Consider the following 12834-nt stretch of genomic DNA (forward strand, 5'->3'; position numbering starts at 1 on the left):
TCCGTTCGAAACGTCCTTCTCAAGCCGGATTTAGCGCAAGCTGCTTATCCCGAGCATACGGAAAAGCAATCCCAACACAAAACATCCTACGTAACCAACACGCATTTTAAAAATTCTTCGCTGTGCTCAGAATGAAAAAAACACGTACTGAATTATAAAAAACCTATTGTTCTTTATCGCCCGAAAGGATACGAATTACATCAGGCGCATCGCTTTCTTTCTTAAATGAAATGCGCACATTGCTGAAATTATTATTTCCCAAGGCAATGTTTTTACTATTCTTTCCAGTCACGCGCAAATACAAGGACGTTCCTTTTATAGGAAAAGCATTGTATAAAAACGCTTCTTCTACGTTTCTAAAGTCAACCACGGGTACATTTTCATGCGGGGTAAAACTTTTTAGATTATCGACCACCAGCGTGTTAACATTTGAAGCGATTAACGATGCTCCTAAGGTTGTATTTACTTGAACATTGTGAAATTCGATATTATTTACTCTTGAGATATTAAAGCCTGTTTTAGCTGCTAAATTGATATCGCTGAAAGTAATATTCTCAATAGGCATTTCTTCCAAACCGTTTAAATAAGCCGATTCGTTTACCTCTCCGGTGATATTACTAAAATGAATATTTCTAAATTTTGGCGTGCGTTCAGAAACTTTTTCAAGCTCTGTTTTAGCGTATTGCATGTCGAGCACAATGGCTTGTTGCTTGATATTTTTCATCACCACATTGCTGACACGAATTTCCTCTACCACACCACCTCTACCGCGCATGGTTTTGATACGAATTCCGCGGTCAGTCCCATCAAAAACACAATTGCTAATCACTATTTTTCGCACATCGCCCGACATTTCACTGCCAATTACCACGCCACCATGGCCCGATTGCATGGTGCAATTGGTGATGGTATAATTTTCAGCTGGCACGCCCATGGCTCTTCCCGGGGCATCTTTCCCCGATTTTATGGTGATACAATCATCGCCTACGCTGATGTTACAATCCGAAATATGTACATTTTTGCACGATTCAGGATTAATCCCATCTGTATTCGGTGAATGTGGATTTTGAATATCCACGGCATGTACCGTCACGTTTTCACAAAACTCGGGATTTACGGTCCAAAAGGGAGAATTACGAATAGAAATACCTTCAATTAATACGTTCTTGCAATACATCGGCTGAATAAAAGGCGGACGAAGAAAGCCGCGCTTCATTTGCTTGGGTTCATCTGGTAATAAAATATCTTTATTCTGCTTATCAAATTCAAGCTGCCATTTGGTACGAGCAGTCCCTTCTTTGTATCCTTCTACAAAATCCCACCATTTTTTGCCATGCCCATCAATTATTCCTCGGCCTTTAATGGCGATATTTTCTGCTTTGTATGCATAAAAGAGCGGTGAAAAACTCGTCACATCTACCCCTTCATAGCGCGATTTTACCATGGGTAAATACTCATCGAAATTATCGCTAAAATGCAGTTCAGCACCCGCGTCAATAAGAATTGTAATATTACTTTTCAGGTGAATGGGTCCGGTTAAGTATTTACCCGGAGGAAAATAAATGGTTCCTCCGCCTACTTTTACCGCCTCATCAATAGCTTTTTTAATGGATGCAGTTGCAATTTTACTACTATCGTTTTTAGCTCCGTATTTAAGCACATTAAAATACTCTTGCGCCTGAATAGTGCCCGATAAAACCATTAGTACAACACTTAACAGCAGCGTTTTACCGAAAATTAACTTCTTATTCATTTCGTTCAATTCACTTAGTTTAAAGCAACTTTGATTGCTTTTAGATTTTTTCCTTGATAGATTTTTTTCCCGTCAGCAAATATTAAAAAGCCTTTCCCTTTTTGGTATTTTTTTCCGGTTTTATCCCAAACGATGCTCAGATTTTTGTTGTGGTACGAAATATTCTCTAAAATAAACCAATCCCACTTATTTTTTGGCAACAAAGGTGCTATTTCTAAAACCTCATCTGCACGCGGTTTTAGACCAATTAAATCGTTTATCACCAAATCGCAAAAAGTAGAATGGTTGTAGAAAGAACTTCTTGAGTTATCTCCTTTAAGCCATTCGCCCGTTTTCTCATCTTGGTATTCGCCAATATACGGTTGACCATTTTTGGTGTGTGATGCCGCATATTTTTTTAATTCGTCATAAAAAACGTTGGCATTCATCGCCCCTTTATTTTTATAATTCGTTAACAGATTAGCCAAACCCTTTAATGTCTGCGCACTGGCAAAAGGCCATAGTGCTCCATCCCATTCGCAGCTATGTCCGGTACCACGGGTTCTAAAAGTAGGGTTTCTTCTTTCTGCAGTTGTTAAGCCCCAAGGTGCATTAAAGCCTGCGGTATCCAACAGGGAATCCCATGCTTTTGCATGCGTTTTAGTGTCATCCGGTAGGTTAAAACACCATGGAATAAACCCAATAGCTTCGCGAACATTCGCCAATCCTCCCTTGGCTAGTTGCGTTTCAAAAAAATTACTTTTTGAATTCCACAAACTATCTTGTATAAATTTTTTAAGTGTGCTTGCTTTTTCTGAATATTTAGCCGTTAAGCTTGGTTCATTTAAAAGCGTTGCCATTTTGCTTAAAGCTAAGGCGTTTCCATACATGTACGCGTTAATAGAAGGACGACGATTTTGGTCTTTCCTTGAACCGCTAACCGATTCTTCCATGCCATCTTTTACATCAAACTGCCAAAACAAACCGTTTTTAAGTTGTCTTTCTTTCTCCCATTTCTCATAATCAGCATCCATGGCAGGTAAAAGGCTTTTTAAAAAAGTTGCATCTGGTTTTACCAAATACCGTTGATAAATGGCATCTTCTACCCAGCTGCTAAATTGATGAAAGCGTTGTTTCGATTGCCCAACATCCGCATGATAAAACCAATATGCAATATCTTCTTGTAGGTATTCTTGATTTTTTATCCAGCGTCCTTCATACAAATGATGCCCCAAAGCGCAGCTTAAGGAATTGTACTTCCCAGCGTGCTTTACGGGCTCAATAAACTCCGTGATGATAAATCCTTCAGGCGTTTTAACAATATGTTTTCTGAACGACCACCAACGGTAGTAATAGTTCTGCTCCAATACAGAATCAGGGCACTCAAACAAAGGTACATTTACCGCTAACCAATCGAAGGCCTGATTATTAGGCACAAAATTTTTCACTGCTTCGGTATCAATAGCATTGAAGTACTGTACATATTTAGCCAATTTTTGGGTCCCTAAAATTGCCTTTTCTTGTGCCCAAGACTTACTTGTAGCAAGCAATAGTAAAGCTATTGCTGTTTTTTTTATAAAACTTTTCATTATTCAAACAACCAATCAATATCACGTCCTCTGCCATCTAATCCGGCATTGAAGATTCTCATTTCTTCCTTTTCATTTATAAAGCCAAGCACCAGTGCTCTTCCTTTGCCTAAGGTCAAGGTATTTGTTCCAGCCGAAAAACTATACGCATGCACATTCAACGGAGCAAAACCTTCGGCTACCAATGCATTGGAAATTTTAATTTCTGCCTGCCCATAATTATTGGCACTGGCATCTATTTCCAATTGCGGTGGCAACAACGTTTTACCATCTTTTTGATTAAAATAACCAACCAACACTTTTACCGGCACTTTACTGGTAAAGGTAATACTTGTACCCGAGGCAATTTGATTTTTTGAAGCTAATTTTACGCCTTTCAATCCTTCTAAAACTTCGGTAAGTTCTTTTACTACAATAGTAGTATCCGAAAACAAAGAAGTATTTTTATGCAGCACATAGCTTTCCAAATTAGGGCTTACAATTTTAACATCGGCATTTTGGTAAGGTTTAATTTTAGTGACTGCTCCTGCTTTCAGCGATTTTAATGAATCGATACTGTTTTTAAAATGCGTTAATTCTTTTGTAAAAACAGGCACCATTTCTCTCCAGTGAATAAAGGTTTTGTCTACCCCTCTCATCGGGATTTTACGTTGCTTGGTTTGCATACTATTGGCATGCAGATAGGCGTTTTCTGTAAAACCAGCCAATTCTTTATAATAGTTTAAGCTTTTTTCTAAAAGTGGCAAGGCTTTTTCTAAATCGCTTACATCGTTCGAATATTTATACCGTAATACCCATAGCGCTGCTTTTACTTTTTCGGCATAAAAATTAGCCATGGCATTGTAGCAATACATATCGTTTTTAAGACGATTGAACTCTTCTGTATCTTTTGTTACGTTTTTTGCGGCTTCATTAATCGCTACCAAAGCTTTCTGTCCGTGCTCTACAACTTCTTTCGCAACTTGAACAGGTGTTTCGCCAATATGGCCTTGTTTTTTCCATTCTTTTTCGGCATATTCAATAATCATTTCACCTTCTGGCGCTTCCGATTCGTACATCAATGTAAAAACCCCATAGCGGAAAGGATTAATAAACTGCGTCATCAACATGCCTAATGTTAAGGTTTGTCTATTTCCGTCTGTAATTCCATATCTGCGCAATAGCTTGGGCGATATTTCACCGGATTCTTCGTATGCTTTTAAAATTTCTTTACCAGCGTTTAAATCTGTTCCATACTTGGCAGCCAGGGTATTTCCCCAGTAGTTTATTTCATCGGTTCTGTTGCGTTTCGAGTTCCAGGAATAACGGGCCCATTCTTTGTACCAAATCCAATCACGGTCTACCTCCAATTGTCTCGGGCTAATTTTATCCGGCGAATACGGCCAATCCCAATAATTGGTTTGTGGATATAAATGCAATCCTCTAGCGCCATAAATGGTGTCCATTGCCACTACCGATTTCTGAATAAAATCTGCCGAACCATATCTAAAAGGCTCCAAATTGGCTAAAATATGCACGTTTGAAATGTTTATACTGCCAATGGAGGCCAATTTACGGTTCAACTCTGCCCAAGCACCTCTTGGTGTATAGGTCGTTAAAGCTTCTCCATTAAATTTATTTTCGGTATAAAGATTATGGTATAAAGGCAAGGCTGCTTTCATTACACTTGGTGCATCTGTATCATGCGCCCGCAATACAATTGGCGGTTCCTCTTTAATTCCTGCGGCTTTTAAGCCATCTTTAACCCCTGGAATAATTGTTTTGGTAAACCAATCGATGTCATCTTGTCCAACTCCTTCCATCGCTTCGCCCAAGGCCACCATTAGGCCCACATTGGGATATTTCTCAACAAAAGCGGAAATCGATTTTTTGGTGTAATCCGCAATTAGCGGGATAATTGGTCGATTTCTATCTTGCGTTTTTAACCCATGTTTATCGGCAAATGGTTTAGGAATGATAATATTGTAAAACATTTGAATCACCCAAATTCCGCGTTTATCGGCCTCTGTGGTTAGAAATTTAAACATCTCTTCGTTGCGTTTAAAGGTCGCATCGTCTACTTCCACGGCATAAGGATATTCTTTCAATCGAATGAGCGATGAAAAAGGATGCCCATTCCAGAGATACAACGAATTGAAACGGTTTTCAACCATCATATCGAGGTACTTAATCCACAAATCTTTATCATAAAACCAAGGGAAGCTCTCCGGCGTATACGGATATTCGTATACATCGTGCCCGGGCAAATAATCTGTTTTTTGCAAACCTATACAGGTTCCGCGCAAAACCATTTGAGGTTTATCCAACACTGAAAGTTGCTTCGGAATGCCTTTTGCTTCGGTAATACGATTGCTTAATTCTAAACAACCATACAGCGCGCCCGAATCATCGGCTCCTATCACGTATATTTTATTTTTAAGTGTATAAATGGCAAAACCTTCTTTTCCTTGTTGCGCAGCTTTTTGACGCAAGGAATCGGCAATAAGCGAGTCGAATATTTTATCCGCGTAAAGGCCTATTACAATTCCAGAGGTAGCGTTCTTTACCTTATCTAAACGTTCAATACCCGATGAAATGGAAATTTGCTTTAAACTATTTTGCACTTTCATCGCCCCAAAATTTACGCGATTACTGGCTTTGGTACTGATTAGAATTTTTGAATTGGCTCTGGAAATCTTCTTGGCAGACGCTTGAAATTCAACAACAACTAGAAATAAAAAAAAAATAAAGGGTATACGGGTTTTCATTGGATGTGGTTCTTTATTAAGCTTTCAGCAGAAACTTAATGCACTTATCTGGTTAGTTCAACTGTTCAAAGTTAACAGATAAACCAAGGGTATTTCTCTAACATTTAGGCTAATTACTATACAATCTTAGCTTTCGTTAAAAACTGCAATAATTTAGTTACAAAACAATAAAATAAGGAAAATTCCTCTTATTAAATAACAAATTTGAACTAGTTTTAAGCTAAAAATATACAATATTATCCAGAAAGATTCAATTTACCTGATACGTATCGAAAAATTTGCAAAGGCAGGTAAAAATTAAAATACATTAAACGATTTATTTACCAATAAAGCTTCAAAAATTATCCGAAATGAAAATAAATTCAATATATTTCCCACATATTTCCTAAAAATACATTTTAACCAAAAATCATGTTTTCATTAACAAGTAAGAGAGCCGTAGTTACAGGAGGAGGTAGTGGCATTGGAAAAGCCATTGCAACTGTTTTAGCGAAGCAAGGAGCCGAAATTCACATTCTAGAATTAGGATTAGAAAATGCATCGGATGCATTAAATGAGATTAAAACTGCCGGAGGAGTTGCCTTTGCACATGCCTGCGATGTTTCTAATCACACCGATGTTGTAAAAGTGTTCAATGAAATTGGCCCTATTGATATTTTAATTAACAATGCCGGCATCGCACACATTGGTAAAGCCGACACCACATCGGAAGAAGATTTTGACCGTGTCATGCGCGTAAACGTTAAAGGCGTTTACAATTGTTTGTTTGCCGCTATTCCGCAAATGAAAGCAAATGGTGGCGGTGTTATCATTAACATGGCTTCTATTGCTGCTTTAATTGGTTTGGCCGACCGCTTCGTATATAGCGCTGCCAAAGGTGCTGTAAAAGCCATTACCATGAGTGTGGCTAAAGATTACTTAGCAGATAATATTCGTTGTAATTCCATTTCACCTGCACGCGTGCATACGCCTTTTGTGGATGGATTTTTACAAAAAAATTATCCGGATAACATCCCTGAAATGTTCGAGAAATTATCAAAATCACAGCCCATTGGCCGCATGGGTAAACCAGAGGAAATTGGTGCATTGGCACTTTATCTGTGTAGCGATGAAGCCGGATTTATTACCGGTGTAGATTATCCAATTGATGGTGGTTTTACCACTTTAAATACGTAAATTATCTTTATAAATATATTCAAATGAAATTAATACGATTTGGGGAAGCAGGGTTTGAAAAGCCCGGAGTAATTATTGATGAAAAATACTTCGATGTATCTTCATTAGTGGACGATTATAACGAAGCTTTTTTTGCTGGCGATGCACTTGAAAAATTGAAAGAAGCAGTTAAAACAGCTCAACTTCCAGAAGTAGATAAAAATGTACGCTTAGGTGCAGCAATGGCACGCCCTTCAAAAATTATTTGCGTGGGTTTAAACTATAAAGACCATGCTGCAGAAACCAATGCACCCATCCCTACAGAACCTATTTTATTTTTCAAAGCTACTTCAGCTATTGTAGGCCCTAATGATGATTTAATTATCCCTAAAAACAGTAAAAAAACAGATTGGGAAGTTGAATTAGCCATTGTTATTGGTAAAAAAGCTAGCTATGTTTCAGAAGAAAATGCCTACGAGCACATTGCTGGATATGTTTTACACAATGATTATAGCGAACGCGAATTTCAATTAGAACGCAATGGTCAGTGGGTAAAAGGAAAAAGTTCAGATACCTTTGCTCCGCTTGGTCCATTCATTGCTACGCAAGATGAAATTGCAGATGTACACAACCTTCGTTTGTGGTTAACTGTTAATGGCGAAAAATTACAAGATGGAAATACATCGAATCTTATTTTCAATATACCAACCATGATTTCGTACATCAGTCAGTTTATGACGCTTTTACCAGGTGATGTGATTACGACTGGTACTCCTGCAGGTGTTGGATTGGGTCAAAAACCTGAACCTTGGTACTTAAAAGCGGGTGATGTGGTAGAATTGGGTATTGATGGTCTAGGAACCAGCAAGCAAGTAGTAAAAGCCTTTAGCGAAGCTTAAACATGAAAAGACATTGCTTCGCATTGGATTTAATTGATGATACACAACTCATCAACGAATATAAGGCATATCACGCAGCGGTTTGGCCCGAAATAAAAGAAAGCATCATTTCTTCTGGAATTGAAGACATGGAAATTTATTTACTCGGAAACCGTCTTTTTATGATTATGGATGTAAGTGAATCCTTTTCATTTGAAGCAAAAGCGAATGCCGACCTTTCCAATCCGAAAGTACAGGAATGGGAAACACTTATGTGGAAGTATCAACAAGCTTTGCCAATGGCAAAACCAGGAGAAAAGTGGTTATTGATGGATAAAATTTTTAAACTTTAACGATAGCGTATGATAGACACACACGTACATTTTTGGAATTATGACCCGATTCGAGATAATTGGATTACCGATGAAATGGGAGCTATATGTAAAAACTTTAGCCCTAAGAACTTAAGTAGGGTTTATAATGAATTACAAATAGAGGGCTGTGTGGCTGTCCAGGCAAATCAAAGTGAAATTGAAAATCGTTTTTTATTAGGGCTTGCTGAACAAAGTGATTTAATTAAAGGCATTGTTGGATGGATAGATTTTCTAAATCCTGAAATAGAACAACGTTTAAATTATTGGAGCTTTTACAAAAAAATTAAAGGATGGCGCCATGTACTACAAGCTGAAAACGAGCAATTTATTTTAAACAGACATTTTATCAGCGGCTTAAAAGCCTTAAAAAAACATCAGTATACATACGATTTATTGTGCTATCACAATCAGCTAAAACACATTATTAAAATGGTTGATCAGGTTCCTGATCAACCATTTGTACTCGACCATTGCGGCAAACCCAACATTAAAAGTGGGGATATCAAAAATTGGAAGGTACATATTAAAACCCTCTCCGAAAATCCAAATGTACTATGTAAAATTTCCGGATTACTATGCGAAGCCGATTGGCGAAACTGGAAAGAATCGGAAATGTTCACCTGCTTTGACACCGTTTTTGAATGTTTCGGTGCAGAAAGAGTCATGTATGGTAGCGATTGGCCGGTAATGCTTGTGAGCAGACCGTACCACGATTGGTTTAATCTCATAGCCAAATACATGCAGGGATTTACCCAAAAAGAAAAAAACAAAGTCTTTAGCGAAAATGCTAAAAACTTTTACAGCTTAAATATGGTAGAAAACGACGATAGTGATGATTAATAGAAATTTGCTTTTTTTAGCTATAAAGCACAGCTCCTACTTTTAGCAGCCCTTGTGCCCAAGTTAAATCAATACTGCTCGTTTTTATTTTACGCACCCTCATTTCGCAAAGCCTTTGGTACATTTGCTCCTTTAGCTCATAAGACAAGTAATTGCGTTTGCAAAACAAAAAACAGTCGTCTTTTATCCTAAACAAACCAAAGTCCTGCTCATTAAACACGTAATAATCAGACGGCAGTGTTATTGGAGCCTTATACGTAAGCTCTTTCACATGTAACCATTTGTGCAAGTATATCCAACATTCCCATTGATCTGGGTATTTTTTTAATAGGACCGAAAAATAATCATAAGCAGCTTGCATAAGTCTTTTTTCTTCAATAGCTCGTAAATTTTGTTGTTGGGGATATAAAGGCTCAAAAAAATCCATACAAATTATTTTTTTTTCGTTGCGATAGGCTAAAGCACCAATCAAAGGTGCAGCACTCCAGTAGCTCAATAGTGCAGCCCCTGAGCGAACGGCAATACGCTTCGCTAAAAAATGAATGCTTGTTAACCGATCATTTTCCTTTTTTGTACCCACGTTTCCATCAATATACATAAGCAAATGTTTGCCATTTTTTAAGGCTCTTAACATTTTTACTGCCGCATTTGGCTCATCGGCTTCGATATAATATAAATCAATATCGCCGTAGGCGCTTGTTTGGCGTTCAGCCATTTCTAAAAAATGACCTAAATTTTCATCTAACGTTCGGCGTGAAGCAATAAAGGAATAGGCCAACTTATTTTTTGCCAACCAATGATTTATGAGATGCATCGATCCCAAATGAAATGAATAAATAATAGAGGGACATTGCTTGAGTTGTTGCAAAATTGAATTCACATTTGCACCAAATTGTACGCTATCTAAAATTCGATTGTACTTGCCTTCAACAATGCTTCGCTCGCGATGGATTAAGATTGATTTTGTAATGGATAAATGGTTGGTATAAGGTATTTCAGGAATAAAATTCCCCAAATTAGCACTCACAAAGCATTCGGTTTTAGTGAAGGTTTCCGCATCTAGCAGTGCTCCTGTATCTAGCTTTTCCTCTATGCGTTGTAATGCAGCCTTGTACTCATTAAAATCCATTAAGCCAATTGCTTATGTCCACGCTTTGTAGAAAGAAAGTTTCGCTTAAAAAACTTAACTATTCCAAAAAAATGTACTCCTAAAAAGAAAAGCGTACTCAATAAACCAACACAACAAACTACAAGTCCCAAAATCTGCCGCACATTCTCCTTATATTCAGCATTTTGAAGTAAAAAAACAATTTGCCTCCCACTAAAAACGATGTATCCATAAATAGAAAAGTACACATAAACCCAAAAAAGCATTTTTAACAAAGCATAGAGTGTAACGCATTTTTGTTCGCTGGTTTTTGCCTTAAACAGTTGCTTTGGGGCAAAAAGTACGTTTCTAATGGCTTTTTCTGCTTTTAATGTTAGGTTAGGAATATTTAAGGTATCGCTTAAAATCCAATATCCATCGTATCTAAAAAAAGGAATTAATGAAAACAACATGCTAAAGGTATTGGCAATAATTAATTCGAACACAAAGCCTACAGTATCGTTTAGAAAGAAAAAAAATATGAGAAAAATATTAACTATTAGTTGAAAATATATCCCCCCCAAGTTTACCGTGTTCCTTTTAACAAAGTCAAGTTCCCAAATTTTAGAAACATTGGTATAGAATACCGGAAATACAAAATAGAACCCAAAACCAATTTCTTTAGGTTTTATGCCAAAATAAGTACTGGCCGATGCATGACCTAATTCGTGAATAAGAATGATTCCTGTAAAGAGAATGTATGAAATGAGGATGTCGCTTACTTGTAACTTATCTAAAGCGGCATTATGAATGGCTACTACACTAAATAACTCATTATAATAGAAAAAATAAATACTCGTAAAAATACCAATTAAAAAAACTGCATAAAATAAATACCTATTAAATAGATTAGCGAGTACTAAATAAAGTTTTGATAACTTTCCTTCTTTAACGATGGTACATTTGTAATGTAAAAAATCAGGTTGTGCTTCTTTTGGTTTAATATTGGTGAGTTTATTAAAAATAGCTTCAAGAGCATTGTCTACAAAAGCGGTATCAATAGCTATTTCAGTATATTTATTTTTCATCTGATCCGCTATTTCTGCTGAAGATTTATTCTCTTGATAATTTTTCAGGATATCAAACATCACGTCCGAAATCAAGAAACTAATTTGATCCTTAATTAGTAAGAATCTGTTTTGTTTTAGATCAGATTGTAAGGTAAAATTATCCATCAATTTTAATTATTAATTTAAAAAGCTGTCGAAAAATTTTTCGACAGCTTATACTACTTATTCTTAGAAAGAAACTTTGTATCCTACTGAACCTGTAAATCCACCATCATAGCCGATTTCTACAGAAACTTCTCTATCTTTAGCTACCGCTAATTCTAATCTTGGTTCTAATTGTTCCATTGAAATTACTCTTTCAAATTGAGCTAAATTTTCATTTTTCATAACTTTTGTTTTTTAAATTAAATCCTACTCTATTTAAGGTTCTCGGGTACCCTTATTCGCCGGCCATTGAATTTCTTATATATCTTAATTTTTATATGCGTTTACTGTATAACCCAGTTTGCGCATTTCGCTTATAACGTTAAAACCTGAATTAAAGGCATTTGCCATATCTAAGGTGATTAGTATGCCTCCGCTTTTAATTACGGCATCCATTTTCTTAACCAATTGGCTTATCCGTTTTTCTTCCAAATCAGCATTCTGAAAACGAGAATTTAAGAAATGGCTACTTTTATATAGTTGCTCAATTTCAGCTAGATTTTCTGTTTTATACAGCGCTGCCTTCTTTTTAATTTCTTGGGTTACTTTTGCTTGATTACTTAATAGATGTTCAATTTCTGCAATGTAATAGGCACTTCCGTATCCATTTAACAGATCAAATGCCTCTGTTAATGAAAAAATAGCATCTACTTTATAACTGTGTTGATCGGCATACTCTCTAAAAAGATCTTCAGTATAATTTGCTTTATTACACTCGGGCGTAAAAGCTTTAGAGAGGATATTATAAATCATTAAAGAATTAAATTGATTTAGCAATTTTTCACTAATCTTTTCTTCTTCCATGATACTTTTTAACCGTAAATAATTTTTTGCTGAAATCAATTTACGAATAGACTGTTCCCCATTTTTCAAATACGCGTATTTTTGAGCTTGCTCTCTATATGCAGGATTGTTAATACCTGTTTCTGTATAATAGTGTGTAATGCTGTTTCTTAAGCCCGACATTTTTTCTAACAAAGAAGGTGTTGATTCACAAATGCTCGGCGTGGTAAAAACCATATATGAGCTCCCCTTTATTCCGTTTCCGGAAACCTCCCATAAAAGGGAATTTGATTTAGTATCTAAACTTTGTGCTTCGGTTTTTGTAAATAGGCTTATCATTAGCAATATCAGTAAATAATGTTTTTTCATATTTTT

The 12834-nt window shown here is 36.5% G+C and carries 11 protein-coding genes; 4 read left to right on the forward strand and 7 right to left on the reverse strand.

Translation table 11 applies throughout. The features are described 5' to 3' along the window. Positions 1 to 163: 163 nt before the first annotated feature. Genes ACJVDK_RS06275 through ACJVDK_RS06285 form a run of 3 tightly spaced genes read right to left on the reverse strand, consistent with a single transcriptional unit; the run spans position 164 to position 6068 of the window. Entirely contained in the window at positions 164 to 1753 is a 1590-nt protein-coding gene (locus tag ACJVDK_RS06275) for a glycoside hydrolase family 28 protein (protein WP_443939431.1), read from the reverse strand. A 14-nt stretch (positions 1754 to 1767) separates the two neighbouring features. After that, the gene (locus tag ACJVDK_RS06280; RefSeq protein ID WP_443939432.1) at positions 1768 to 3321 is read right to left on the reverse strand and encodes an MGH1-like glycoside hydrolase domain-containing protein; all 1554 of its coding nucleotides are present in this window, start codon (positions 3319 to 3321) and stop codon (positions 1768 to 1770) included. After that, complete coding sequence (locus ACJVDK_RS06285; protein ID WP_443939433.1) at positions 3321 to 6068, reverse strand: alpha-d-galacturonidase; 2748 nt, start codon at positions 6066 to 6068, stop codon at positions 3321 to 3323. Before ACJVDK_RS06285 ends, ACJVDK_RS06280 begins: the two co-directional genes overlap by 1 nt. 411 nt (positions 6069 to 6479) lie before the next feature. Here ACJVDK_RS06285 and ACJVDK_RS06290 point away from each other — a divergent pair, with 411 nt between their 5' ends. The 4 genes from ACJVDK_RS06290 to ACJVDK_RS06305 are packed head-to-tail and all read left to right on the forward strand — an operon-like array spanning position 6480 to position 9315. Further along, on the forward strand, positions 6480 to 7244 hold the full coding sequence (locus ACJVDK_RS06290; RefSeq protein ID WP_443939434.1) for an SDR family NAD(P)-dependent oxidoreductase: 765 nt from the start codon (positions 6480 to 6482) through the stop codon (positions 7242 to 7244). Positions 7245 to 7267: 23 nt separating this feature from the next. After that, a complete protein-coding gene (locus ACJVDK_RS06295) occupies positions 7268 to 8122 on the forward strand; it encodes a fumarylacetoacetate hydrolase family protein (RefSeq protein WP_443939435.1) in 855 nt (284 codons plus the stop codon). Between the two features lie 2 nt (positions 8123 to 8124). Continuing rightward, on the forward strand, positions 8125 to 8454 hold the full coding sequence (locus ACJVDK_RS06300; RefSeq protein ID WP_443939436.1) for an L-rhamnose mutarotase: 330 nt from the start codon (positions 8125 to 8127) through the stop codon (positions 8452 to 8454). Positions 8455 to 8463: 9 nt separating this feature from the next. Then, positions 8464 to 9315, forward strand: a complete 852-nt coding sequence (locus ACJVDK_RS06305) for an amidohydrolase family protein (protein ID WP_443939437.1) — start codon at positions 8464 to 8466, stop codon at positions 9313 to 9315. A 16-nt stretch (positions 9316 to 9331) separates the two neighbouring features. On the opposite strand, the gene ACJVDK_RS06310 is transcribed toward ACJVDK_RS06305, so the two are convergent. From ACJVDK_RS06310 to ACJVDK_RS06325, 4 genes are all read right to left on the reverse strand, one after another. Further along, positions 9332 to 10444, reverse strand: a complete 1113-nt coding sequence (locus ACJVDK_RS06310) for a hypothetical protein (RefSeq protein WP_443939438.1) — start codon at positions 10442 to 10444, stop codon at positions 9332 to 9334. Beyond that, positions 10444 to 11637 carry a hypothetical protein gene (locus ACJVDK_RS06315; protein WP_443939439.1) on the reverse strand — a complete coding sequence of 398 codons (1194 nt, stop codon included), beginning with the start codon at positions 11635 to 11637 and terminating at the stop codon, positions 10444 to 10446. Before ACJVDK_RS06315 ends, ACJVDK_RS06310 begins: the two co-directional genes overlap by 1 nt. 63 nt (positions 11638 to 11700) lie before the next feature. Beyond that, on the reverse strand, positions 11701 to 11859 hold the full coding sequence (locus ACJVDK_RS06320; RefSeq protein WP_443939440.1) for a hypothetical protein: 159 nt from the start codon (positions 11857 to 11859) through the stop codon (positions 11701 to 11703). Positions 11860 to 11943: 84 nt separating this feature from the next. After that, a complete protein-coding gene (locus ACJVDK_RS06325; RefSeq protein ID WP_443939441.1) occupies positions 11944 to 12828 on the reverse strand; it encodes a TraB/GumN family protein in 885 nt (294 codons plus the stop codon). Positions 12829 to 12834 lie beyond the last annotated feature (6 nt).

The organism is Pedobacter paludisoli (genome assembly GCF_052344095.1).
In the GTDB taxonomy this organism is placed as follows: Bacteria; Bacteroidota; Bacteroidia; order Sphingobacteriales; family Sphingobacteriaceae; genus Pedobacter.